Here is a 23,193-nt window from a genome sequence, read left to right as displayed (position 1 = left end):
GGAATAGCCATGTCCATAGGCAACCGAATCTACCCGCGCATCTGGCCCGCCCTGGGCGAGCTCGTCGAACAATACCGCGATCTGCCGGTCGCCAACATCAGCGACTCCATGCAGCGCATGGCTGGCGGGGGCTGCAATCTGCGTCCCTACCATGACGGCACCTATCTGTGCGGCCAGGCCCTGACGGTGAGGGTTCGTCCTGGCGACAACCTGATGGTGCACCAGGCCATCGAGATGGCGCAGCCGGGCGACGTGATCGTGGTCGAGGCCGGCGGCGATCTTACCAATTCCATCATCGGTGAGTTCATCCTGGCCTATGCCGCGCGCAAAGGCGTGGCCGGGTTCGTGATCGACGGCGCGATCCGCGATCTGGGGGCGATCCGCAAGTCCAGTATGGCGGTCTACGCGGCTGGCGTCACGCATCGCGGCCCCTACAAGGTCGGCCCCGGGGAGATCAACGTGCCCGTGGTGATCGGCCAGATGACGGTACAGCCGGGCGATCTGATCGTCGGCGACGACGACGGCGTGCTGGCCATCGCCGCCGCGGACGCCGCCGCGCTGTTGCAGGCGGCCCGCAAGAAGCATGAAGCGGAAGAGGGCAACTGGGCGCGCATCAAGGACGGCACGGACGATCGCTCGTGGGTCGAGAAGGCTGTGCGCGCTTCTGGTTGCGAATTCGTCGAGCCGGCCGCCGGCGCGGGTAACTGAACACTTTCCACAGGTAGGTCATGTCGAACTTTTTTTCCAGCGCGGTCCTGCGCATGAATCCGTCCGCCACCATGAAAGTGGCGCAGACCGCACGCGAGCTGAAGGCGGCCGGCCGTGACGTCATTTCGCTGAGCACCGGCGAACCGGACTTTTTCACGCCGGCGCATATCCAGGAAGCCGCCCGGGCGGCGGCTGCGCGGGGCCAGACCAAGTACACGCCGGCCAACGGCATCGAGCCGCTGCGCCAGGCCATCGTCAACAAGCTTGCCCGGGAAAACGGCCTGCAATACGACCTTGGCGAAGTGATGGTGTCCAACGGCGCCAAGCAGGTCATCTCCAATGCGCTGATCGCGACCATCAACCCCGGCGATGAGGTCATCATCCCGGTGCCGTACTGGGTAACGTATCCGGAGTTGGTGGGGATGCTGGGCGGCGTGCCGGTCTATGCCCAGCCGGAAGCCGGCTCGTTGAAGCTCACCCCCGCGGTGCTGGAACGCCACATTACCGTCAAGACCAAATGGCTGATGCTGAATTCGCCCTGCAATCCCTCGGGCGCGGTGTATAGCGCCGACGAGTTGCGCGGCCTGGCTCAGGTGCTGGCGCGCCATCCGCACGTCCACGTCATGAGCGACGACATCTACGAGCACCTGGTCTACGACGGCGCGACATTCGCCACCTTGCCGCAGGCGGCGCCGGAACTGAAGGCGCGTACCCTGGTGGTCAACGGCGTGTCGAAGGCCTATGCGATGACAGGCTGGCGCATCGGCTACGCCGCCGGCGACGCGACGCTGCTCAAGACCATGCAGAAAGTGCAGAGCCAGCTGACGTCGGCGCCGAATTCCGTGGCGCAATGGGCCGCGGCGGCTGCGCTGGGCGGTCCGTTCGACGAAGTGGCCGGGTTCTGCAAGGCATACGCCCAGCGTCGCCTGTTGGTGGCCGAGATCCTGCGCGCGGCGCCGGGCCTGCGCTTTGATCTTCCGGAAGGCGCGTTCTATTACTTCATCTCCTGCGAGGGCACGCTGGGTAAGCGCACCAGCGCCGGCAAGGAAATCACGTCGGATCAGGATTTCGCCCGGGGCCTGTTGATGGATGCGGGTGTGGCCGTGGTGCCGGGCGCGGCATTCGGCGTGGCGAACTATTTCCGTATTTCGTTCGCGACCGACACGGAAGCGCTGAAGAAGGCCTGCCAGCGCATCGTGGATTCCTGCGCATCGCTGAAGTAGGAAAATGATCGTGAGCAAACCCGCGGTGCTGATGGTGACGAAGAACAGCGCGATGCATATCGAATGGATGCGGGCGCACTTCGACATGACGGTGGCGGCCGATGCGGCGCAGCGGGAACGGCTTATCCAGGAACAGGGTGAGCGCTTCCGCTGCGTGCTGACGAATGGGTCGGAAGGGTTCACGGCCGTGGAAATGGCGGCCATGCCCAATCTTCAGCTGATCTGCGTGCAGGGGATCGGCTATGAGAACGTCGACGTGGCGGCGGCACGTGCGCTTGGCATCAAGGTGGTCAACGGCGCCGGCAGCAATGCCGTGACGGTGGCGGATCATGCCTTCGCCTTGCTCTTCACCATCGTGCGCCGGATTCCCATGCTCGACACGTATGCACGGGCGGGCGGTTGGCGCAGTGGACTGACTCCCATTCCTGTCGTTTCGGGGCTGCGTCTGGGCTTGTGCGGGATGGGCGCCATTGGCCAGATCATAGGTCGGCGGGCGGCGGCGTTCGACATGCCGGTAGGGTATTTTTCCCGGTCGCCCAAGCCGGATGCCGGCGAGTATTTCCCGGACATCGGCAGCCTGGCCGCCTGGGCGGATATCCTCATCGTCGCCTTGCCCGGCGGCCCTGAGACGCATCATCTGGTCGATGCGGAGGTGCTGCGGGCCTTGGGACCGGAGGGATATCTGATCAATGTGGGCCGCGGCAGTGTCGTGGATACCCAGGCCTTGGTCGCGGCTTTGACGGATCAGCGTCTTGCCGGTGCCGGGCTGGATGTGTATGAGGGTGAGCCGGCGTTCCCGGCCGCGTTCGAGGGCTGTCCCAATCTGGTGGTCACGCCGCATGTGGGCGGCTGGTCGCAGCAGGCGCTGGACAACGCGGTGCGGCGCTTCATCGTTAACGCGCGCCGGCATTTCGCGGGGGAGCCGTTGATCGGGGTGCTGTGATCGGGGCAGTCGGGGTAATCGAGCTAAATCGGGCTAATCGAGTCCAAGCAAGCGTTCGGTCTCACGCGCCAGGCTGACCAGGCGTGGCCCGATGTCGGCGGCGCGTTCGCGGTAGGGGCCATCGCCAGCCGGGACGCCGCAGTTGAAGATGTACAGAAGGGATTGGTAAGGCCTGATCAGGGGCGCGGCAAAGCCGAGCGCGTCCGGCCGCCACTGCATGTTGTTGCCGCAAAACCCTTTTTCTTCCAGGTCCCGTCTGGCGGCGGGCAAGGCAGCGATATGCGCGGCGTAGTGATCGGGATCGGCGACGCGCAGCTGATTCAGAATGCTGGCCCGTTCCGCCGACGGGGCACGCGACAGCCAGGCCTTGCCCGCGGCGCTGGACAAAAGCGGCAAGGCGGCCCCGATATCCGGCCTCGTCTGTAAAGCCTCGTTCGATCTGGCGGACTCCACATAGACCATCTGCAGGCGGTCGCGTACCACCAACGACACGGCGCCGCGGGCATGGTCGGCCAGTTGTTTCATCAACGGTCGCGCCAGCTGACGTATCTGCATGCTCGCCAGCAAGGGATAGCTGAGGGCCAGGACCGAGGCGCCAAGACGATAGCGGGGCGGCGTGCCGGTGCGCCGCAGGTATCCCAGTTCGACCAAGGTATGCGTCAAGCGCGCCACCGCGCTTTTGGACATGCCTGTCCTAAGCGCGAAATCCTTGTTGGCGAGCACAGGCAGGTCGGCACTGAAGCAGGCGAGGATGTCCAGGCCATGGGCGAGCGTCGTCGCGAATTCGGCGTCCTTAGTCATGGCTTGATTCCGCGGGGACAGCCTTTTCCATCTTTGCTGCGAGCGCGACAAGCTTTGGGGCGATGCGCGCACGCAGTTCGTTCCCTCGGATCCTGCGCACTGGGATGCCGCAATTGAAAACCAGGATTTCGCCATCCACCGGCTTGCTCAGGGGCACCGCGACGGCATGCACGTCGGCGTGCCAGTCGCCTTCGGCAACGCAATAGCCGAATGTCGTAAAGTCCTGCCGCGCTTGCTCCCAGGCGGGCTGATAACGCTTCCAGCTTTCCGCATCGCTATGCTGCAAAGCATCGAGGGCGGCCTGGCCCTCCGGGTCTCCTCGTTCGAGGGCCTGCGCCAGCCATGCGCGTCCCATCGCGGAGGACAGCAGCGGAAGAAGGGCGCCGATGTCCGGCCGAAACGCGACGGCATCGTGTCCGCGGCAGGTTTCCAGATACACCATATGCAAGCCGTGCCGCATGCCTAACGAGGCAGAGCCGCCGGCCGCGTCGGCCAGCCGCTTCATGTGCGGCCGGGCGAGCTGGCGCAGCTTGATGCTCGCCAACAGGGGATAGCTCAAGGACAGCAGGGCTGGACCGAGCAGGTAGCGGCGCAGGCCCGCGTCGTAGCGTAGCAAGCCGCGCTGCATCAAGGTGGTGGTCAGCCGCGAAATGTGGCCTTGGACAGGCCGGTACGGTCGGACAGTTCCCGATTGCTGAGCGCCGGCTCGCCATGACGAAAGGTCTGCAGCAGTGCAAGTCCGTGCGCCAAGGTCGTAGCGAATCCCGGGGCGGCATGCAGGGGGCTGCGGGGCATGGGCGTCGTGATTATGCGTGGTCGGATCGGCAAATCATAGCCGTTCGGCACCGGCGGGAGTATCCGTAGCGTTCAAAATAACGAAACAGATGTCTCGGAATCCTTGGCCGTTTGCTAGCCTAGGGCAAGCCTTCCCAACAGAGGAAAGGCAGGAAATCAGGAGACATGCGTGATCCGCGATCCCGAAGGCTTTGAGACTTTCATCGACTCCCTGCGCAAGTTCGTGCGGGATCGTCTGGCGCCGCGCGAGGCGGAAATCGCCCGTTTGAACGACGTGCCGGAAGATCTGGTGCGGGAGATGGCGGATCAGGGCCTGTTCGGCTATTCCATACCGGAAGCATATGGCGGCGCGGGAATGACCACCGAGGAGCTGATCCGGGCCGCCCTGGAGCTGTCGCAGTGTTCCGTGGCATTTCGCGCGCGGGTCGGCACCAACACCGGTATTGGCTCCGAGGCCCTGGTGGCGGACGGCACGGAAGCGCAGAAGGCGGCCTATCTGCCCCGGTTGGCGAGCGGCGAAGTAACCGGGTGCTTTGCGCTGACCGAGCCGAACGCCGGTTCGGACGCCACGGCGCTGCGCACGACGGCGGTGCGTGACGGCGATCACTACGTGCTCAATGGTGAAAAATGCTTCATCACCAACGCGCCGCTCGCGGATTTTTTTACCGTGATGGCGCGGACCGACCCGGCGGCGCCCGGTGCCAAGGGCATTACTGCCTTTCTTGTGGAACGGGGTACGCCGGGACTGTCGACTGGGTCCCCCTATGACAAGATGGGGCAGGCCGGTTCACCGGTTTCGGCCGTCTATATGAAAGACTGCCGGGTGCCCGCGAGCCAGATCATCGGCGGCCGCGAGGGGCAGGGCTTCAAGACCGCCATGAAAGTCTTGAACAAACAGCGCATACATCTGGCGGCCCTTTGCGTGGGGCCTGCAATACGCATGCTGGACGACACCATGCGTTTCGTGGCCGAACGAGAGCAGTTTGGACGTCCGCTCATGGATTTCCAACTGGTGCAGGCCATGATCGCGGACTGCCAGACTGAAATTCAGGCAGCCCGCGCCCTGATCCTGCAGACCGCGCGAGAGCGTGACGCCGGGCAGGACGTGACCTTGAATGCCTCGATCTGCAAATACTTTGCCTCGGAAATGTGTGGCCGCGTGGCCGATCGCTGCGTGCAGATGCATGGCGGCTACGGTTACATCAGCGATTACGGCATCGAGCGGTTCTACCGGGATGTCAGGCTGTTCCGCCTTTATGAGGGGACCAGCCAGATCCACCAACTGACCATCGCCAGAAATACCCTGACCCAGGCGGGCTACACGCCCGGTCGCTAGGTCATGTTCCAAGGGACCGCGGTCGCAAGAAGCCGCTGGCCCTCCAATCCAAAGGAGACTCCGATGCTACTGAAGCATTTGCCAAGATGGCTGTGCATTGCCGCTACTGTGTTCGCTTGCGCGGCCACGCCCGCTCATGCCGCGTATCCCGACCGTCCCATCCGTTTGATCATTCCCTTCGCGCCAGGCGGATCGACGGATGTCCTGGGTCGGATTCTGGCGGAAGCGCTGCATCCGGTTTTGGGACAGACCGTCATCGTGGAGAACAAGCCCGGCGCGGGCGGCAATATCGGCGGTGATTTTGTCGCGCGTTCGGCCCCGGACGGCTATACCTTGCTGTTGGCGGCGGCGGGGCCGACGGTCATCAATCCCAGCTTGTACAGCCATATGCCGTTCAATCCGGCCAAGGACCTGGCGCCGATCAGCTGCCTGGAACAAGAACATAACATGATGGTTGTAAACAAGTCCCTGCCGGTAAAGAACCTGCAGGACTTTCTGCAGTACGCACGGGAGCATCCCGGGAAGCTGTCCTTCGGGTCGCCGGGCAACGGCTCGCCCGCGCAGCTGGCGGGCGAACTACTGAAGCAAAAGGCCGGCATCCAGGCTCAACACGTTCCGTATAAAGGCACGGGTCCCGCGGTGACCGATCTGGTCGCCGGCCATATCGATTTCATCATCGACAACATGCCGGCGCTGCTGCCGCAGGTCAAGGCTGGCAATCTGCGGGCACTCGCCGTGCCTAGCGACAAGCGTGCCACTGCCGCGCCGGACATCCCGACTTTCGACGAGGCGGGACAAAAAGGATTCGTGGTCATGGCCTGGAAAGGGCTGATGGCGCCGGCCGGCACGGACCCCGCCGTCATCGAGCGGCTGCACGCCGCCGTGGTCAAGGTATTGCAGGATCCCCAGCTGCGCCAGCGCTTCCAGGATCTGGGGGCCGAGCCCCTGGGGAGTTCGCCGTCCGAGTTCGCCAAGCAGATTGCCGACGAGACCATCTGGTGGGGCAAGTTGGTCAAGTCGACGGGCACAAAGATTGAATAGGCAATGGCGCCAGGCCAACGCGGCGCTCGCGTCCATATCGGTGAACATCCAGGAGTAGCCATGCAAGAGGACAGGGATAAGGAGGTCATCGCGCTGTGCGAAAAAGTGCGCCGCTTTGTCGACGAGGTGGCCATTCCCGCCGAGTCACCGGCCATCGCACGCGACGTGCTGGCGCTCGATCAGCGCGTGAGGGCGCTGCGCGAGCAGGCGCGCCAGGCCGGTATCTATGCGCCGCAGTTGCCGCGGTCCTGGGGCGGGCTGGATTTGAGCTGGCAGGCGCTGGCCCGCGTGCTGGAGGAGGCCGGCCGGGGTTTTCTGGGGCCTGCCGCGCTTAACTGCGCGGCGCCGGATCAACCCAATATGCTCACCTTGCTGCAACTGGGGACGCCGGCGCAGCAAGCGCGCTTTCTGGAGCCGCTAGTGCGCGGGACGCAGCGTGCCTGTTTCGCCATGACCGAGCCGGCGCCTGGCGCGGGTTCAGACCCGTCCATGTTGCGGACGCGTGCCATCCGGCGTCATGGACAGTGGCTGCTGCAAGGGCACAAGAAATACATCAGTGGCGGGGTGGGGGCGGATTTCGCCTTGGTCCTGGCCCGCGCGGACGAAGGGGCGACGTTGTTTCTCGTCCCCGCGAATACGCCGGGCTATCGCACCGTGCGCGACATCGGCATGGTGACCGGCTACCAGATCGGTGGCCACGCGGAAATCATCCTGGACGATTGCGCGGTTCCCGAGGATGCGGTGCTGGGTGAGGTGGGCCAGGGGCTGGCGCATGCGCAACTACGACTGGAGCCGGCACGGCTGCTGCACTGCATGCGCTACCTTGGCCGCGCCCGTCGGGCGCTGGACTGCGCCAGTATTTATGTGAACCAACGAGATTCCTTCGGCGCGCGCCTTGCGGATCTGCAACAGATCCAGGCCATGGTGGCGGATTCGACCATCGAACTGCACGCCAGTCGGCTGATGACGATGGAATGTGCCGAGCGCATGGACGCCGGGCTATCCGTTAAACAGCAGAGCGCAATGGCGAAAGTCTTTGTCTCGGAGACAGTGAATCGGGTGGCCGATCGCGCGGTACAGATGATGGGGGCGCTTGGTTTGTCTGAAGACAGCCCAGTGTCAATGATCTGGCAGGAGTTACGCGCCTTCAGGGTCTACGACGGCGCCAACGAGTTGCACCGCGCGTCGATCGCACGCCGCTGTTTATCGCAGCACTCACGTTTGAAAGGAGACACGCATGTTCAATGACGAGTTTCTTGCGTATCGGCTGCACGCCGGTGCCTCGGACAAGGAGCCGCCCGAGGGGCGCTTCGACACCTTGCGTCCGGACCTGCTTTCGCCCGGCGACACGCTGATCAAGGTCGCCTACGCGGGGCTCAACTACAAGGATGCGCTTGCGTCGGCTGGCCGGGGCAACATCATCCGCGCCTACCCGCGCATAGGGGGTATCGATTTATCGGGCACGGTGGTGCATTCAGCCGATCCCGCGCTGGCCGCTGGCACGCCCGTCGTCGTACATGGCTTTGGAATCGGGGCGGATAACGATGGTGGTTATGCGCAGTACGCGCGCGTTCCGCATGATTGGGTTTTGCCTTTGCCCACACCTTTGACGCTGCTCGATGCCGCCGCGCTTGGCGCGGCGGGCTATACCGCGGCGCTGTCGCTTCACTGGATGGAGCACTGCGGACTGACGAGCGGCGACATCCTGGTCACGGGCGCGACGGGCGGTGTCGCCAGTATTGCCATCGATATGCTGAGCAACCGTGGCTTTCGCGTGGTGGCGATGTCCGGAAAATCTCAGGCTGAAGCCTATCTGCGCCAGCTGGGTGCGGCGGAGGTCATCGCGCCGGTGGAGGAATCCACGCCATTGCGTCCTTTGATATCCGCTCGATGGGACGGCGTGGTGGACTCCGTGGGCGGCCATCAGCTGGCACATGCCATTGCATGCTTGCGGCCGGATGGCGTGGCGGCGGCTTTCGGCAACGCGGGTGGGGCGGAGCTGCCGACGACAGTGATTCCCTTCATTCTGCGGGGAGTGAAGCTGCTCGGGATAAATGCCAACAGCCCCATGCCTTTACGCCGCCAGATCTGGCAAAAACTCGCCACTGAATATCGGCCGACGCGACTGGCTGCGGCCACTCGCGTCATCGAGCCCGAAGAATTGCCGCGCGCGCTGGCGGCCATGCTGGCGCGTGACAGCATCGGCCGTTGCGTCGTGAAATTTTCCTGAATTTCCTTGTGCCGAACATGAATACTCATTTTTCCTTGTCGCAGCTGTTTTCTCCGCGCAGCATCGCCGTTGTGGGGGCGTCGGCGACCCCGGGCAAGATCGGAGCAATGCCGATATCCTTGTTGCGAAGATACGAGTATGACGGGCGGATCATTCCCGTAAATCCGCGCGTCGCCGACGTGCAGGGACTGCCGGCGATCGCTGGCCTGGACGCCCTGGATGAGGCGGTAGACCTGGTTATCCTGGCGGTTCCCGCCGCGCATGCGGCCGCGGCGCTGGAGCGGGCGTGCCCTGGCCAGATTGGCGCGGCAGTCGTGTTTACGTCTGGATTCTCCGAGATAGGGCCCGAGGGCCAGGCCTTGCAAGCGCAGCTGTGCGCCGTCGCGAAGGCGCGCGGTATTCGCTTGCTGGGTCCGAATTGCCTGGGCTTCATGAATATACGCAGCCGGGTCTACGCCACTTTTACCCCGGCTGCCAGCGGGGAGGCCATCAAGGCGGGTGGCATAGGCATGGTGACGCAAAGCGGCGCGTTCGGCGCCTACGCCTTTTGCATGGCGCGTGACCGGGGCCTCGGACTTTCGCACTGGATCAGCACCGGTAATGAGGCGGATATCGACGTTGCCGATTGCATTGCCTACCTGGCCCACGACGAGGACACGCGCGTCGTCATGGCGTATATGGAAGGCTGCCGCGACGGGGACAAATTGCGCCTGGCCTTGGCCGCGGCACGCGATGCCGGCAAACCCGTGGTAGTGACCAAGATAGGCAGAACCCAAGCCGGAGCGCAGGCCGCGGCGTCGCATACCGCCGCGCTGGCGGGTGACGATGCGGTGTACGACGCGCTGTTTCGCCAATACGGCGCGGTACGCGCCCGCAGCATCGAAGAGTTCTTCAACCTGGGCTATGCCTTTGATACCTGGAAGCAGCCACCGCAAGGACGACGCCTTGGAATCCTGACGATTTCCGGTGGCGTGGGCGCCTTGATGGCGGACGAGGCCAGCGACGCCGGGCTTACCTTGCCGTCGCCGACGGCGGCTGTTCAGCAGCGGCTGTTGGAGCGCATGCCTTTTGGCAGTCCGCGCAACCCCATCGATGTGACGGGGCAGGCGGTTTCAGAGCCGGGTCTGCTGCTGAGCGCCGCTGAAGATGTGCTCGCTGACGGGATCTATGACGCGATGGCGGTGTTTCTTGCCGCCGCGGGCTCGTCGGAGGCCTTGTGGCCGACGTTTGAGACTTTCGCGCGAACGATGCAGGCTCGTCATCCGAAGGTGCCGTTGGCGATAAGCGCGCTATTCCCGCCGGCGCGCCGCCGGGAATTGGAGGCCTTGGGATGTCTGGTATTCGCCGATCCCAGCGCCGCGGTGAAAACCTTGGCCGCGGTCGTCAGGCCTTCGGAAAACGCCTCGGCCGGTCCTGCTATCCCCGCGACGCCGAGCCAGCCGCTGCGCGCAAGCTATAACGAGGTGCAGGCCATGGAAGCGCTGGCGCTTGCGGGAATTGCCGTTTCGCCCTGCGTCGTAGTGCAGGATGCTGAAGGCGCGGTAGCGGCAGCGGGTTCGTATTCCGGTCCTGTCGTGTTGAAAATCGTCTCTCCCGACATTCTGCACAAGAGCGATATCGGCGGCGTGAGGCTCAACGTCATCGGGGACGCGGAGGTAAGTGCTGCTTATGACGCGATTGTGGACGCGGTCAGTCGTCAGCGTCCGGACGCGGCCCAGGATGGCGTGCTGGTCTCACCCATGGCTCCCCGCGGCGTGGAGTGCATTATCGGCGTGCACCGCGATCCGATATTCGGGCCCATCGTGATGTTCGGTCTGGGCGGCATCTTTGTCGAGGTCCTGAAAGACGTCAGCTTCCGCCTGGCGCCTTTCGGGCGTGCGGAGGCGCTGGCCATGATTGCCGAAACCAAGGGCTACGCCATTCTGTCTGGTGCGCGTGGCTCGGCACCGGCGGATATCGATGCTTTGGCGGACGCGTTGGTGGCGCTGTCGATATTCGCCAGCCAGCATCGGGGTGAACTCGAATCCGTCGAGGTTAATCCGCTCGTGGTTCTGGCCCGGGGCAAAGGGGTGATAGCGTTAGACGCTGTCATCACGACCGCGACGGCTGGCTGAAGGTGTCAGGTCCGTGTCATTAAGGTCCCTTTAATATTTGAGCAGAAATTGAATTTCGAATCCTAAATATTGGGATTCGAAATTCTCAGTCCGGCCTGCTGCCCGAGAAACCGGTGCATTGCGCGATAGCCCGGTTTTGGTTTTCGGGCAGGCGCAGGGTGCTCGATATCAATGGAGACTGTTTGATGCGTCGTTTTTCCACGCTCGCTGCCGTGGCTGCGTTGGCTTTTGCGGCGAATGCCGCCGCCGAACAACCTGCCGGTTTCTGGACCACGCCCACCATCGAAGGCTACGGCAAGATTCATTACCTGCCGAACTCCGCCTATAAACCGGATCCCAGGCAGACGTACAAAATCGTCTTTGCGCTGACACAAGCCGCGAAGGCGCCGGATCAGGTCAATCCGGCATTGGACCGTGTCGCACGCACGGTGAACTTGTATGTCGCCGCTGGTGTGCCCTTGAAGAATTTGAAGTTCGTCGCGGTCGCGTCGGGCGCGGCCACGCAACTGGTGCTCGACGACGCGCACTACCAGGCTGCGTTCAAGACAGCCAACCCGAACCTTCCCCTGATCGAAAAGCTGCGCAAGGCCGGCGTCGATGTGGCCGTGTGCGCGCAGGCCGTCGCGGAACACGACTTCCAATATGAATGGGTCGACAAGCATGTGACCACCGCGCTGTCGGCATTGACGACAGTGACCACGCTCGAACATCAGGGCTACGACCTGATGGCTCTGTAAAGGACGGTCCCATGCAGATACTGCGTTCCGCCGGCTTGACCATGTTGGCGGTTGGCGCATTCGCCGCTGTCGTCGGCGCCGGATCGGCCGTTGCGCTGACCGAAACCGCGCCCGCGGCGCCCACGAAAATACTGCCGCCGGATTCCGCGGTATCGCCCCCGTGGCAAGGCGAAAAGAATAACGATGCCGTCAATCGCGGCTTCGAATTTACGGTGCCGGATGCGGACAATCTGGCCGACTTCCACGGCAACCCCAGCCATCCGGCGCTGTCCCTGTACGTGGGCGGCAATTATTTCTTCGCGATGGCCCCTTTGGTGAAGGCGTTCGAAAAGAAGTATCCGGAGTACAAAGGCCGTCTGTATTGGGAAACGTTGCCCCCCGGTTTGCTGGTGCGCCAGATGAAAGCCGGCGGCACCGTGACGGTCGGCAATATGACCTGGTCGGTCAAGCCGGATGTCTATCTGGCGGGATTGGGCGCGGTCAAGAAGCAGATTTCGGCCGGGCTGTTGCAAGCGCCCGCGGTGCCTTACGTCACCAACACGCTCACGATCATGGTGGCCTCCGATAATCCTAAAGGCGTCAAGACGCTTGCCGACCTTGAGCGGGAAGACATCAAGCTGGCGATGCCGAATCCCGAGTTTGAAGGAATCACCAGGCAGATCCAGGAATCCCTGGAGAAAGCCGGGGGCAAGGACCTGGCCCAGCACGTCTATCACGACAAGGTCGGAACGGGTGGCACGATGCTGACCCACATCCATCATCGCCAGACGCCGTTGTGGATCATGCAGGGCAAGGCCGACGCCGGCGTGACGTGGCAGTCCGAGGCGGTCTTCCAGGAGCAGGCGGGCCATCCGATCAGGCACGTCGATATTCCGGCCGCGCAGAACACCACCGCCATCTATGCGGGCGCCATCGTCAAAGGCAGCCAGCACAGGAAGGCAGCGCAACGCTGGCTGGACTTCATTCGGTCCGATGAAGGCGTGTCGATATTCAAGCAGTACGGTTTTCAGAAGTACGAAGGGAAGGGCGCCTGACCTGAAATCTTGCAGCGACAAGATCAGGCGGCCCTGACGATAAAAAGGAATAAGAAAAGGAGAGGGACATGCGGGAACTGCATGGGGAGCGGGACACAAGAGGCATCAAGAAACGCGTTGGTCGTCTGCCGCGAGGATTCGTTCACGCGTTTTTTCTTGGCGCCTTGCTGGTGTGTGTGGCGGGGCCGGCGGCAGCCGCGGTGGACGGAAGACAACTTGCCCAGCAAGGCATGGGGTCCGTGCCGGCCTGTAGCTCCTGCCACGGCGCCCAGGGCCAGGGAATGGCGGCGTCCAACTTCCCGCGCCTGGCCGGGCAGGGCGAACAGTACTTGCGCGAGCAGCTGGAGGCGATGGCCAATGGCATGCGGGTCAGCCCGGTCATGGCGCCGGTGGCAAAAGGCCTGAACGCGGAACAGCGCGACGCCGTGGCCAGGTATTACGCCGGACTGCCTTCACCATTGAACGTCGACGCGCTGGCGGCGACTGGGCAGGCGGCCGTCGACCCGGCCGAGCGCGGTGCGTGGTTGGCCAGCCGTGGGGATTGGGGGCATAACGTTCCGGCCTGTAATCAGTGCCACGGGCCTGGCGGGATAGGCGTGGGCAGCCAGTTTCCTTCGCTCGCCGGTCAGTCTGAAGCCTATCTGGTGGCGCAGCTGCAGGCGTGGCAACAAGGTCATCGGCCGCCCGGCCCATTGGCCTTGATGCCGGCCATCGCGACTCGGCTGGACGACAAGGATATTCGGGCGGTTGCTGCTTACTATGCCGGGCTGCCGGCGGCAATGTCGGCATCCGGGGCTGCCGCGGCGAAGCCGGCCAAGGCGGTCGCCGTGCCGTCCGCCGCCGTTCCGTCAGCCGCGGCGCCGACGGGCGCGACCGGCGCCGCGACCGCGTCCGGTACGCCCGCCACTGGCTCGGCTGCGGCCCTGTTCATCCCGCCGCCCGAATCCGACATGCCGAACGATGCGTTCGGCAAGATCGTCCGTGAAGGCGAAGCGATCTTCCTGCATACCCCGGAAAAGGCCGGCAAGTTTGTCGGCAACAATTTGAACTGCGCCAGCTGTCACCTGGATGCCGGTCGTCGTCCCAACTCCGCGCCGATGTGGGCCGCGTATGTCATCTATCCCGCTTACCGGGCCAAGAACGGCCATGTCAACACGCTTGCGGAGCGTCTGCAGGGATGCTTTCGTTTCAGCATGAACGGCAAGGCGCCGGCCCCGGACGATCCCGTGCTGACGGCGTTGCAGACCTATTTGTTCTGGCTGGCGAGCAAGGCGCCGACGGGGGTGAAGTTGGCGGGGCAAGGCTATCCCAAGCTCGCGCCGCCGGCGCAGAAGGCCGATTATGTGCGTGGGTCCGAGGTGTTTGGCCAGTACTGCGCCACGTGCCATGGGGCAAAGGGAGAGGGCCAGAAGCAGGGCGATCATTGGGTGTTTCCCGCGCTGTGGGGACCTGAGTCCTACAACTGGGGCGCCGGCATGCACCAGATCAACAATGCGGCCGGTTTCATCCTGGACAATATGCCGCTGGGCCAGGCGGGCCTGCTGTCAGCGCAGCAGGCGTGGGACGTGGCGTATTTCATGAATGCGCATGAACGCCCGCAGGACCCTCGTTATGCTGAATCGGTCGCCCATACCCGGGAGCGATATCATAACGAGGCAGACTCGCTGTACGGGCTGGAAATCGAAGGGCATGTCCTGGGTAGCGATTCACCACCCGCCGCCAGTCGCCTGAAGCAACAGTAGTAGTCCGGTATTCGCGGTATGGCCGCGCAACATTCGCAACGATCGCTGGAGGGCATTCAATGAAGCTGTATTACGCCGTAGGTACGTGCTCGATGGGCATCCATCTTCTTCTTGAGGAAATCGGTAAGCCCTACGAGACGCATCTGCTGAAGTTTTCATCGGGCGATCAGAAGGCGCCCGAGTATCTGGCGATCAATCCCAAAGGCAAGGTGCCGTGCCTGGATGCCGGCGAAGATGGCGTCCTTACGGAGTGGCCGGCCATCGCGTTCTACCTGGCCAAGCGCTTCGAGCAGGCAAAGCTGCTTCCCGCGGACGCGCTCGCTCAAGTCCGGGCGCTCGAAATCATCGACTATGCGGTGGCCACCGTGCACATGCGCGGGTTCAGCAGAATCGCGGCGCCGGCCAATTTCTCGTCCGACGGCGACCCGGAATTGGTGAAGAAGACCGGACTGGATATTTTCACGGCAGGTCTGGCCCTTTTGGAGAAGACCCTCGGCGACAAGGAATACTTCCTGGGTGAATTCTCCATCGCTGACGCGGCAGTCTTCAATCTGGAGTGGTGGGCCAACCGCCGCTCGATTGCTATCCCCGGACGCCTGAAGGCGCATTTTGACCGCATGATGGCACGCCCGTCGGTGCAGAGAATGCTGGCCGCCGAACAGTAATAACGTCCGGCTGAGCTGCCTGGCTGTCACTGAGTGGCAGCCATTTCTCCGAACGCCTCGCGGAACCGGACGACCTGAGGATGAGCTTCCGAGCTCTTGCGCACGATCAGGGAAACTTGCATCGGCGCCACGCGCAGCGCAAGGTCGAGTACGCGAATCCGGCCGGTACGCGCATAAGCCATGGCCGTCTGGCGCGGCGCCGCCGTCAGCAGCGCGGCCGACGCGACGATGTCCAAAGCCTGGATATAGGTGGGCGTTTCCACCACGGGATGCGGCAATACCAGGCCTTGCCGCAAAAAGGCTTCGTTCAGTGCGCGCCGCACGCTTGAACTCGACCGTTGCATGACCCAATCGCACTTCGCCAAGTGCGCGTAGCTCACTTTCTTCAAGCGGGTCGCGGGGTGGTCCGGGCCACACACGACACAGATGTCGTCTTCGTACAGGTTGACGAAGGACAGCAATCCCAAGTCGCGCCCTCGCTTTTCCATGTCCGACGGCAAGCGCCCCAGGACGCAATCCAGATCTCCCGCAAGCAGTCGCTCAAGCAGGTCCTGAGCGCTGCCTTCGCTGGTGTGCAGGTAACAGCCGCCCGCGCGCCGGAACCGCTCGACCGCGGGGGGCAGGAGGACCGTGAACGCCTGTGGCACCGCGCCTATCCGCAGCACCTCGTTCTCGCCGGTTTCCAGCCTGTCCAGCAGCGCACCGAGTTCGTCGAAGTCGCTCAACAGCACACGCAGCCGCGGCGCCAGCGCCAGCGTCTGCGGCGTGGGGGCCACACCCTGGCGAGTCCGTGTAAAGAGTTGGACGCCCAGCAGGTCTTCGATATCCGTGAGCATCGCGGTTGCCGCCGGTTGGCTGATATTCAAGCGTCGCGCCGCCTTCCGCAAGGTGCCGTCCTGCAACAGAAATTCGATCAGGGCGAGATGGCGGAACTTGAGGTGGGACAGTGCCGAGCGCGTGCGTTGGACCATGGATCTGGGTGCTTTAGGTGAAAGGTATTGGTTATCACATAAGAGGAATTATTGAATTTTAACTTTCTACCCCTGTGACTACACTTTCCTACGAATTCAAAGAAATACCAAGGGGAAAGTCATGGCCACATCATCGCGCGCCTCGATGCGCGTATTTTTCTCAGGGGCTTTGCTCAGTGTTGGCCTTGCGACTGCCGCAAGCGCCCACGCCGAATGGCCGCTCGATCAGCCCATCAAGGTCATCGTCCCGCAAGCCGCGGGAGGAACCAACGATACCGTCGCCCGGCTGATTGGCGTGGAGCTTGGCAAGGCGCTGGGTCAGAGCGTGGTGGTGGAAAACCACCCTGGCGCATCGGGCGCCATCGGTATGCAGACCGCGGCGCGTTCGGCGGCCAACGGCTATACCCTTGCCATCGCCTCCGATACGGCGGCGATCCTGAGCGCTACCCGAAAGATGGGCTGGAAGCTGGATCGCGATATGACCGGGGTCGCGCTGATCGGCGATCAGCCCATGGCGGTGGCCGTTTCCGCCCGCTCCGACTACCGCAACCTGACGGACTTGATTGCCGCTGCCAAGGACAAGCCGGGCAGCATCGCATTCGGCACGTCGGGCCTGGGTACGTCCCAACACATCGTCGGCGAATGGTTGGCCAAATTGGCGGGCGTGCAGATGATCCACGTGCCCTATAAGGGAGGCGGGCAGGCCGTGAGCGACCTCGTTGCCGGTACCACGCCTGCCGCGGTGCTGGGTTTCGCTCCGTTGCTGGCCCAGGCCCGCAACAATAATGTGCGCATCGTCGCGGTTACCACCGCACAGCGCAATCCGGCGACGCCCGATGTTCCAACCCTCAAGGAACTCGGCTACCCCGACGTCGTGCGTGCCCAATGGGTGGGCATCGTGGCTCCCCGGGATACGCCACCGGAAATCGTCAAGCGTCTTTCCGATGCGATAGGAGGCGTCGTCCAGCAGCCGGTCGTCCAGGCCAAATTGCTGGAGATGGGCGTCACCCCCAAGGCCATGGACGCGAGCGCGTTCAATGCATTCATACACAAAGACGTGACCGATTGGGGAAACCTCGTCACGCAACTGCACATCAAGCTCGACTGATCCGGAGACCTACACATGCCTCAAACGAAACAACAGCCCAATGTGGTCTTGATCCTGGCCGACAACCTCGGCTGGGGTGAGCTGGGCTGCTACGGTGGTGGCGCCATCAGGGGAGCACCGACGCCACGCATCGACGCCCTTGCCGCGCAAGGCACCCAGTTCATGAATTTCAATGTGGAGAGCGATTGCGTTCCCACCCGATCCGCTTTGATGACCGGGCGTCACCCCGTGCGGACAGGGGCGATGCAATCCGTACCGGCCGGGCTGCCCCAAGGCCTCATCCCGTGGGAACGCACTCTGGCCGAAGCGTTTTCCGCGCAGGGCTACGCCACCGCGATGTATGGCAAGTGGCATCTGGGTGACAAGGAGGGGCGTTACCCTAAGGACAAGGGTTTCGATGAGTGGTACGGCATCCCACGTACGACCAACGAGAGCATGTTCATGGACGCGGTCGGCTTCGATCCGGAGGTCGTCGAAGTCCCCTACGTGATGGAGGGCTACAAGGGGCAACGCGCCGAAAAGCGTGAACTCTATGACCTGGAGATGCGCCGCCGCATCGACGAGGTACTGACTCGCCGCAGTTGCGACTTCATCAATCGGCATGCGGGCAAGACGCCATTCTTTCTTTATGTGCCGCTGACGCAGTTGCACTTTCCCACCATTCCGCATCGTGACTACGAGGGCCGGACGGGGAAGGGCGACTTCGCCGATTCGCTGGTGGAAATGGATGCCCGGGTCGGCCAGATAATCGATGCAGTCCAGGACGGTGGCATCGCCGACGACACGGTTTTCATCTTCGCCAGTGACAACGGACCTGAATATCGCCGTCCCTGGCGCGGCAGCGCCGGCATGTGGACGGGGACTTATCACACCGCGATGGAAGGCGCGCTGCGCGTGCCGCTGATCGTGCGGTGGCCTGGCAAGGTGCCGGCCGGGCGGCAGACGAATGAGATCATCCACGTCGTGGACATGTTCCCGACGCTCGCCCGCATTGCCGGTCTGGAAGTTCCCGCTGACCGTCCCATCGATGGGGTCGATCAATCCGCCTTCTTGCTGGGACAACAGGAAAAGTCGGCGCGCGAAGGCTTCGTCTATTACATCAAGACAGAGCTGCGCGCGGCCAAGTGGCGGGATTGGAAGATGCACTTTGTCTGGGAGGTGGAACCCAATGCCGGCGCCAATCATCTTGAAACGCCATACGTCTTCAATATCGTCCAGGATCCCAAGGAAGAGAGTGACGTCAATACTACCCAGGGCTGGGTGCGTGGACCTATCCGTCGCCTGGTGAACGCCTTCCAGGATTCGCTCAAGCGTCATCCTCCGGTACCGCCGGGCGCTCCGGACGACTATGTTCCGTCATACATCATGACGTCCCCGACCGCAGACCGCGTTGACAGAGAATGAACGGACGGATGGCAGAACTTGCGGTCGAAGTACTGGTGGCAGCGGACGTTGCCAGTGCCCTGGAGCGGGGCGCAGATATTGTCTATCTGATCGACGGCATCGCCTCGGACCTTGAGTCCACTTTCGCCACGCTCAGCGGGCGAACGCTTCGGCTCGGCCTGAGCCTGGATTATCCCGAAGGCCTGAATCCGAGATATACAGGGCTTGCGCCGGACGATATCGAATTGCGCGATGCCTTGCTGTCACGGCTGACGGCATTCAGCGGGGTTGCGCGCAAGTACGGCCTTGTCCTGGAAACGGTTGGGTGCCATGGCGATTTGGCGTTGGATGTGGCGGAGGACGAGCGCTGCACCCAGGTCCTGGCTCGCGCACTGATGCATTTCGATTCGAACTTGTCCCTTGCCATAGCGGCCGGTTCGCGGGGCATTGCGGTCGCCCACCACTGCGGCATAGCGCTCCAACGCGAAGCGAGGGTCGATCATGCGATCGGCCCCGCACGTAGTTGCAATGGAGCAACCGTGCCACGCGTCGATCGCTTTCGGATGGGGCGCCTGGCGGAGGGTCAGGACCCGGTCAGTGTTGAGAAAACGATAGGGCGCACCGCGATGCCTCGTTTTACGAGCATCGAGATCTGATCGCCACTTCGTATCCAGGGCTCGCCCAAGGGCTGCAGGCTGCTGCAGTGGGCCAGGCGTCCATGCCAGGGGCAGGTGACGGTCGATGCGTCCGCATCGAATTGCCCCAGATGGAGTGGTCCGCCGCGATGAGGGCAGGTGGTGTCGACCAACAGCCACCTGCCGTCGCGGGTGATGCCGACGGCGTGCCGTTCTCCTAGCGTGACACCAGCGGCTTCGGCTCTGGAAAAAGTCGTCACAACCATTGTGTGTGGTCTCCCAGGGTATAGGTGGTATAGGCACAATCGGCGGACGGGATGACGGCGCCGTGCAGGCGGCCTTTCCTGATGATGGTGCCTTCCCCCTCGTTCAAGGTCACGTGGCTGCCTTTGCCATGAGCCAGGCGCAGAACGCCGCGATCGACGTGGCAAAGTTCGTCGGCATCGTGGACGTGGGTAACCGAGAGCTGATGCTGCGTCTCCGTGTGCACGTGTTTGGGAACGGGAAATCCGGCATTGCCCAGCCGCTCATAAATGGGCGGGTGCAAGGCCTTGTACAGCTCGCAGTCATCCATCCACTGAATTTGTTGCGCGAAATCCTTGTCAGCGAGCCCGCTTAGCAATCGCGCACCTTCGAAACCACGGATGATTTCCGGAATGATCTGAGGCCCATGCAGGGCGATCGTGGGTTTCACCAGTCTTTCGTAGGCCATCGAACTGTGATGGGTGTCGATGTGCGCGTGCTCCGAAAAATAGGAGCGGTCCAGGCCCGGGGAGTAGTCCCGCAGCAAATCCGTCATCTGGCGACAGTAGGGAATGAACGCCGTTTCGGTCTGTACCGTGGCACCCAGGTAGCGAAAGTACAGGGCGTGGTTGGCTGAGAGATAGTTGTAGTAGTTGTTGAGCGCGAGGCTGGACGTCAGATAGAACTGCCAGTGGTCGTGGACGTCTTGCGTCAGTCCCAGTCCATCGAGCAGTTTTTCATAGAGCGTGCTGTGTTTTCGACCGTGCACGCCATAGCCGTACTCGTCGATCAGTATCTTGAAAAGCTCCGATTGTTCCTGGCCGAACCTGCCGGCCACGTTGCGTGCCATGGCGGAAGATTCGAGCAGAAAATCACCGGCAAGCTGGATGGCCAGAAAGTGCAGCGACCGCTCCAGGTTCTTTGACTTTCCCAGCGCTTCGATGGTGGCAAGGGGGACGGAGTCCGCACACTCGCGCATGTATCGAGTGAAGTATTCGCTCAATTCGTGCTCGGTCCATTTCCCCGAGACGTCGATTTCCTCCTCAAGAAAGCCGAACAGGTGGCGCTCCAGTCCTGGGCGAACGATCTGTCCCAAAGCGCGTCGTTCGGGACAGTAGAAGGTACGGAAATTCTCGTATTGATCCTTCATGCCCATCCGGGGAAGAAGCAGAAAATCCGATTCGTATATGGTCAGCAAAAGCCGGTGGCCTGCCATGCTTTGATAGTCGAGGAACTGATGGATGTTGATCGGCTGGTCGAAATGCAGGTGCTTCAGATCTTGCGGCCGAAGTTCGCGCTCGTACGGGCGGTCTTCCCGGGACCAGGAATCGGTATCTTGAAAAAGATCGCAGTTCGCGAATTGAAGCAGGGCGGCCTTGAATGTCGCGTGTGACGAAAAGTCTATCGATGGGGGGGTGTCCCGAGCGGGCTTGTCATGCATGCTTTGAACTCCGATCTGAAAGCGTGAATTCGATCTTCGACAGGTCGGTGGCTATCCTCAACTCAATGGTTTCGCCACGGGATACTTGCTGCGGCCGCTCCAGGCAGTGAATCGCCTGCGCCCAATGCGTGGATTCTTGCGGGTCGTTGCTCAGTTCAATACCTGGGGCCAACTGGGCACGAAACCAGAAGGCAATGCCATGGGCGATGCCGGGTTGGGTGGCCGTGATTTCGTGAAGTTCTTCTCTGGCCGTGATCTCTCCACGTTCCAGGTCGAAGCGAAGCGCGGACTTCCGGCCAGACAGATACCTGAACGGCCAGGCTCTTAGCCGGACAGGGAAGTAGCCCGGTGTCGCGTAGCGGTTGAACGTGGACAGGTCGATATCGTCGACGTGTTCAACATGGTTGTTGTTGAAAATCTGCTCGCTTTGAATGAGGCAGAATTCGATCTCGATTTGTTCCGGGATTATCCTGGCGTTGTCCTGCAGCAGATGCCTGCGTGCATGGGAAACGGATGTCAGCAGACCTTCTCCCACCATCCCGCAATCCATGAGTTCGGTGACCAGGCCACCAAGCCGCTTTGGAATATCCTGCTCGATACGTAGATCGTGTGAGGACCGACCTAGCACCGTTACTCGGCTGGCTTCACCGTTTGCCCTGACAATCTCGGTCGCGATGGAAGAGATGGCCGGGTTCCGCTCGCAACCATAGACATGTCTGGCGCCGACTCGCACGGCGAACATCGACAGCAAGCCTGTTCCCATCCCAAGGTCGAGTACATCGAGACCCGGCAGTTTTTTGGCTATGGCGTTCCGGTACTGCCTGTTGCGGACACTGTCATTGAGCATTCCAAAATGCCAGCGCGGTACGTCGGCGAACGTGGCGCGTAATGCTGCCGGCTTGTCGATATCCATCGTCCTTTTCCTCCACCATCGAAACATCGCATGTGTGTGTCCCTGCTTCTAAAAGTGTTCCATGGGGACGACGGCGGACGAACGAGGGCGGGCTCAGCGGGAGGGCGAGATTTGGGCAGCGACGCTTTTCAATGAATCGAGGAATTTTTCCACGAGGCGCAGAGGCTGGCCATTGCGCCAGGCGATGCTGACATCGAGCGCGGCGTGCTGGTCGCGCAGGGGTATCGCGACGATGTCGGGGGGAAGCGAATCGACGATGGAGGCAGGAAACAAAGTCACGCCTCGTCTTAACGCCACCAGGCGGAGTAGCACGGGCATGTCGTCACCATGCTCGGCGACCTTGGGTAAAAAGCCGGACTTCAGACAGATGCTGTCGACGACGGAGCGAAAGGGCCCCCAGCGTTTAAAGGAACCGAAGACAAAAGGAATTTCTCGAAGGTCTTTCATCGACAGCTTCGTGCGCTTGGCGATCGGGTCGGATTTCGCCACGAGAACCACCAGGCGCTCCCGATAGAGGTGCTGGTGTTGACAGCTGTCATCGCAGGCAGCCGACAAGAGCAGACCCACGTCTATTTCGCCGCGGCCGATGGCGGCAAGCTGCTCGTGCGAGGACATCAGGTAAAGGCTGACGTCGGCTTCGGGCACTTCCTCCCGGAATTGCACGACGCCGCGTGATATCAGTCCATAGACCGTGAGCGTGGAATATCCCAGCACCAGCGTGCCTGCCAAGCCCGCCGCCGTCATACGGGCAACGCGTACGGCTTGATGGATCTGGCCAAACGCCTGTTCTATCTGCTGGGCGAAAGCGGCCCCGGCAGGCGTCAGCTCGACCCGACGTGTGGTGCGCTCCAGCAGCTTGAAGCCCAGCTCTTCTTCCAGGGTTTTTATCGCGCGGCTGACCGCAGGCTGAGCCACATGCAGGGATTCCGCGGCGACGCGGAAATTCAGGTGTCGGGAGACGGCCAGGAAAGCGCGCATCCGCTGCTGGTCTGGGAGGTGGTTCATTGATTCCTGCAGGGTATCAATCGACGCTAAATTGATATTGGACCACATATGTCGATCCGGCAAAAATGGCCGTTAGTCCATACCGACGCGGATTTTCCGGCGCTGGGCAAAATGGACCTCATAAG

General features: G+C 62.4%; 23 protein-coding genes and 1 pseudogene. 16 read left to right on the top strand and 8 right to left on the bottom strand.

Annotated features, from left to right (window positions below; translation table 11 throughout):
* The first annotated feature begins 9 nt into the window (after positions 1-9).
* The 3 genes from ASB57_RS11485 to ASB57_RS11475 are packed head-to-tail and all read left to right on the top strand — an operon-like array spanning position 10 to position 2,874.
* Positions 10-708, top strand: a complete 699-nt coding sequence (locus ASB57_RS11485; protein WP_057652355.1) for an RraA family protein — start codon at positions 10-12, stop codon at positions 706-708.
* Between the two features lie 20 nt (positions 709-728).
* Positions 729-1,931, top strand: a complete 1,203-nt coding sequence (locus tag ASB57_RS11480) for a pyridoxal phosphate-dependent aminotransferase (protein ID WP_057652354.1) — start codon at positions 729-731, stop codon at positions 1,929-1,931.
* A 4-nt stretch (positions 1,932-1,935) separates the two neighbouring features.
* Positions 1,936-2,874 (top strand): 2-hydroxyacid dehydrogenase, encoded by a 939-nt coding sequence (locus ASB57_RS11475; RefSeq protein WP_057652353.1) that lies wholly within the window; start codon positions 1,936-1,938, stop codon positions 2,872-2,874.
* Between the two features lie 33 nt (positions 2,875-2,907).
* Here ASB57_RS11475 and ASB57_RS11470 read toward each other — a convergent pair whose 3' ends face one another.
* Genes ASB57_RS11470 through ASB57_RS31860 form a run of 3 tightly spaced genes read right to left on the bottom strand, consistent with a single transcriptional unit; the run spans position 2,908 to position 4,470 of the window.
* Positions 2,908-3,675, bottom strand: a complete 768-nt coding sequence (locus ASB57_RS11470; protein ID WP_057652352.1) for an IclR family transcriptional regulator — start codon at positions 3,673-3,675, stop codon at positions 2,908-2,910.
* The gene (locus ASB57_RS11465) at positions 3,668-4,291 is read right to left on the bottom strand and encodes an IclR family transcriptional regulator (protein ID WP_369822833.1); all 624 of its coding nucleotides are present in this window, start codon (positions 4,289-4,291) and stop codon (positions 3,668-3,670) included. The genes ASB57_RS11470 and ASB57_RS11465 overlap by 8 nt, the downstream gene beginning before the upstream one ends.
* A gap of 23 nt (positions 4,292-4,314) precedes the next feature.
* Complete coding sequence (locus ASB57_RS31860; protein WP_369822830.1) at positions 4,315-4,470, bottom strand: helix-turn-helix domain-containing protein; 156 nt, start codon at positions 4,468-4,470, stop codon at positions 4,315-4,317.
* 169 nt (positions 4,471-4,639) lie between these two features.
* Here ASB57_RS31860 and ASB57_RS11460 point away from each other — a divergent pair, with 169 nt between their 5' ends.
* The 10 genes and pseudogenes from ASB57_RS11460 (at position 4,640) to ASB57_RS11420 (ending at position 15,369) form a co-directional block, all read left to right on the top strand.
* A complete protein-coding gene (locus ASB57_RS11460; protein WP_057652351.1) occupies positions 4,640-5,806 on the top strand; it encodes an acyl-CoA dehydrogenase family protein in 1,167 nt (388 codons plus the stop codon).
* A gap of 63 nt (positions 5,807-5,869) precedes the next feature.
* The gene (locus tag ASB57_RS11455) at positions 5,870-6,847 is read left to right on the top strand and encodes a tripartite tricarboxylate transporter substrate binding protein (protein WP_057652350.1); all 978 of its coding nucleotides are present in this window, start codon (positions 5,870-5,872) and stop codon (positions 6,845-6,847) included.
* A 60-nt stretch (positions 6,848-6,907) separates the two neighbouring features.
* Positions 6,908-8,095 (top strand): acyl-CoA dehydrogenase family protein, encoded by a 1,188-nt coding sequence (locus ASB57_RS11450; RefSeq protein WP_057652349.1) that lies wholly within the window; start codon positions 6,908-6,910, stop codon positions 8,093-8,095.
* Positions 8,085-9,077, top strand: a complete 993-nt coding sequence (locus ASB57_RS11445) for an acryloyl-CoA reductase (protein ID WP_057652348.1) — start codon at positions 8,085-8,087, stop codon at positions 9,075-9,077. Before ASB57_RS11450 ends, ASB57_RS11445 begins: the two co-directional genes overlap by 11 nt.
* 17 nt (positions 9,078-9,094) lie before the next feature.
* Positions 9,095-11,191: an acetate--CoA ligase family protein gene (locus tag ASB57_RS11440; RefSeq protein ID WP_057652347.1), complete on the top strand. Its 2,097-nt coding sequence runs from the start codon at positions 9,095-9,097 to the stop codon at positions 11,189-11,191.
* Positions 11,192-11,376: 185 nt separating this feature from the next.
* A complete protein-coding gene (locus ASB57_RS11435) occupies positions 11,377-11,928 on the top strand; it encodes a DsrE family protein (RefSeq protein WP_057652346.1) in 552 nt (183 codons plus the stop codon).
* A gap of 41 nt (positions 11,929-11,969) precedes the next feature.
* A complete protein-coding gene (locus tag ASB57_RS11430) occupies positions 11,970-12,962 on the top strand; it encodes a substrate-binding domain-containing protein (RefSeq protein WP_082621997.1) in 993 nt (330 codons plus the stop codon).
* Positions 12,963-13,030: 68 nt separating this feature from the next.
* Positions 13,031-13,771 (top strand): annotated as a pseudogene (locus tag ASB57_RS31345) (cytochrome c); the annotation flags it as partial.
* Positions 13,772-13,789: 18 nt separating this feature from the next.
* Positions 13,790-14,704 carry a c-type cytochrome gene (locus ASB57_RS31340; protein WP_369822869.1) on the top strand — a complete coding sequence of 305 codons (915 nt, stop codon included), beginning with the start codon at positions 13,790-13,792 and terminating at the stop codon, positions 14,702-14,704.
* Between the two features lie 59 nt (positions 14,705-14,763).
* Positions 14,764-15,369, top strand: a complete 606-nt coding sequence (locus ASB57_RS11420; RefSeq protein ID WP_057652344.1) for a glutathione S-transferase family protein — start codon at positions 14,764-14,766, stop codon at positions 15,367-15,369.
* Between the two features lie 26 nt (positions 15,370-15,395).
* Here the strand turns inward: ASB57_RS11420 and ASB57_RS11415 are convergent, their stop codons facing one another.
* Positions 15,396-16,340, bottom strand: a complete 945-nt coding sequence (locus tag ASB57_RS11415; protein ID WP_057652343.1) for a LysR family transcriptional regulator — start codon at positions 16,338-16,340, stop codon at positions 15,396-15,398.
* A 121-nt stretch (positions 16,341-16,461) separates the two neighbouring features.
* On the opposite strand from ASB57_RS11415, the gene ASB57_RS11410 reads away from it, so the two are divergent.
* Genes ASB57_RS11410 through ASB57_RS11400 form a run of 3 tightly spaced genes read left to right on the top strand, consistent with a single transcriptional unit; the run spans position 16,462 to position 19,487 of the window.
* Positions 16,462-17,448, top strand: a complete 987-nt coding sequence (locus ASB57_RS11410) for a tripartite tricarboxylate transporter substrate binding protein (RefSeq protein ID WP_231755398.1) — start codon at positions 16,462-16,464, stop codon at positions 17,446-17,448.
* A gap of 15 nt (positions 17,449-17,463) precedes the next feature.
* On the top strand, positions 17,464-18,852 hold the full coding sequence (locus ASB57_RS11405) for an arylsulfatase (RefSeq protein ID WP_057652342.1): 1,389 nt from the start codon (positions 17,464-17,466) through the stop codon (positions 18,850-18,852).
* An 8-nt stretch (positions 18,853-18,860) separates the two neighbouring features.
* A complete protein-coding gene (locus ASB57_RS11400) occupies positions 18,861-19,487 on the top strand; it encodes a LamB/YcsF family protein (RefSeq protein WP_231755397.1) in 627 nt (208 codons plus the stop codon).
* On the opposite strand, the gene ASB57_RS31855 is transcribed toward ASB57_RS11400, so the two are convergent.
* The 4 genes from ASB57_RS31855 to ASB57_RS11385 form a co-directional block, all read right to left on the bottom strand.
* Positions 19,415-19,732, bottom strand: coding sequence for a Rieske 2Fe-2S domain-containing protein (locus ASB57_RS31855; RefSeq protein WP_082621539.1), 318 nt, complete (start codon positions 19,730-19,732; stop codon positions 19,415-19,417). The genes ASB57_RS11400 and ASB57_RS31855 overlap by 73 nt on opposite strands.
* Positions 19,723-21,150 carry an iron-containing redox enzyme family protein gene (locus tag ASB57_RS11395; RefSeq protein WP_057652341.1) on the bottom strand — a complete coding sequence of 476 codons (1,428 nt, stop codon included), beginning with the start codon at positions 21,148-21,150 and terminating at the stop codon, positions 19,723-19,725. The genes ASB57_RS31855 and ASB57_RS11395 overlap by 10 nt, the downstream gene beginning before the upstream one ends.
* The gene (locus ASB57_RS11390; RefSeq protein WP_057652340.1) at positions 21,143-22,063 is read right to left on the bottom strand and encodes a 50S ribosomal protein L11 methyltransferase; all 921 of its coding nucleotides are present in this window, start codon (positions 22,061-22,063) and stop codon (positions 21,143-21,145) included. The genes ASB57_RS11395 and ASB57_RS11390 overlap by 8 nt, the downstream gene beginning before the upstream one ends.
* A 93-nt stretch (positions 22,064-22,156) precedes the next feature.
* Positions 22,157-23,116 (bottom strand): LysR family transcriptional regulator, encoded by a 960-nt coding sequence (locus tag ASB57_RS11385; protein WP_082621538.1) that lies wholly within the window; start codon positions 23,114-23,116, stop codon positions 22,157-22,159.
* Between the last annotated feature and the right edge of the window lie 77 nt (positions 23,117-23,193).

Source organism: Bordetella sp. N, from assembly GCF_001433395.1.
Taxonomy (GTDB): Bacteria; Pseudomonadota; Gammaproteobacteria; order Burkholderiales; family Burkholderiaceae_B; genus Bordetella_C.
This window is presented reverse-complemented; position numbering and strand designations above follow the sequence as displayed.

Coding starts and splice junctions, on each gene's coding strand:
- ASB57_RS11485 (WP_057652355.1), top strand. CDS start 10: ATGTCCATAGGCAACCGAATCTACCCGCGCATCTGGCCCGCCCTGGGC.
- ASB57_RS11480 (WP_057652354.1), top strand. CDS start 729: ATGTCGAACTTTTTTTCCAGCGCGGTCCTGCGCATGAATCCGTCCGCC.
- ASB57_RS11475 (WP_057652353.1), top strand. CDS start 1,936: ATGATCGTGAGCAAACCCGCGGTGCTGATGGTGACGAAGAACAGCGCG.
- ASB57_RS11470 (WP_057652352.1), bottom strand. CDS start 3,675: ATGACTAAGGACGCCGAATTCGCGACGACGCTCGCCCATGGCCTGGAC.
- ASB57_RS31860 (WP_369822830.1), bottom strand. CDS start 4,470: ATGCCCCGCAGCCCCCTGCATGCCGCCCCGGGATTCGCTACGACCTTG.
- ASB57_RS11455 (WP_057652350.1), top strand. CDS start 5,870: ATGCTACTGAAGCATTTGCCAAGATGGCTGTGCATTGCCGCTACTGTG.
- ASB57_RS11450 (WP_057652349.1), top strand. CDS start 6,908: ATGCAAGAGGACAGGGATAAGGAGGTCATCGCGCTGTGCGAAAAAGTG.
- ASB57_RS11445 (WP_057652348.1), top strand. CDS start 8,085: ATGTTCAATGACGAGTTTCTTGCGTATCGGCTGCACGCCGGTGCCTCG.
- ASB57_RS11440 (WP_057652347.1), top strand. CDS start 9,095: ATGAATACTCATTTTTCCTTGTCGCAGCTGTTTTCTCCGCGCAGCATC.
- ASB57_RS11435 (WP_057652346.1), top strand. CDS start 11,377: ATGCGTCGTTTTTCCACGCTCGCTGCCGTGGCTGCGTTGGCTTTTGCG.
- ASB57_RS11430 (WP_082621997.1), top strand. CDS start 11,970: ATGTTGGCGGTTGGCGCATTCGCCGCTGTCGTCGGCGCCGGATCGGCC.
- ASB57_RS11420 (WP_057652344.1), top strand. CDS start 14,764: ATGAAGCTGTATTACGCCGTAGGTACGTGCTCGATGGGCATCCATCTT.
- ASB57_RS11415 (WP_057652343.1), bottom strand. CDS start 16,340: ATGGTCCAACGCACGCGCTCGGCACTGTCCCACCTCAAGTTCCGCCAT.
- ASB57_RS11410 (WP_231755398.1), top strand. CDS start 16,462: ATGGCCACATCATCGCGCGCCTCGATGCGCGTATTTTTCTCAGGGGCT.
- ASB57_RS11405 (WP_057652342.1), top strand. CDS start 17,464: ATGCCTCAAACGAAACAACAGCCCAATGTGGTCTTGATCCTGGCCGAC.
- ASB57_RS11400 (WP_231755397.1), top strand. CDS start 18,861: ATGGCAGAACTTGCGGTCGAAGTACTGGTGGCAGCGGACGTTGCCAGT.
- ASB57_RS31855 (WP_082621539.1), bottom strand. CDS start 19,732: ATGGTTGTGACGACTTTTTCCAGAGCCGAAGCCGCTGGTGTCACGCTA.
- ASB57_RS11395 (WP_057652341.1), bottom strand. CDS start 21,150: ATGCATGACAAGCCCGCTCGGGACACCCCCCCATCGATAGACTTTTCG.
- ASB57_RS11390 (WP_057652340.1), bottom strand. CDS start 22,063: ATGGATATCGACAAGCCGGCAGCATTACGCGCCACGTTCGCCGACGTA.
- ASB57_RS11385 (WP_082621538.1), bottom strand. CDS start 23,116: ATGTGGTCCAATATCAATTTAGCGTCGATTGATACCCTGCAGGAATCA.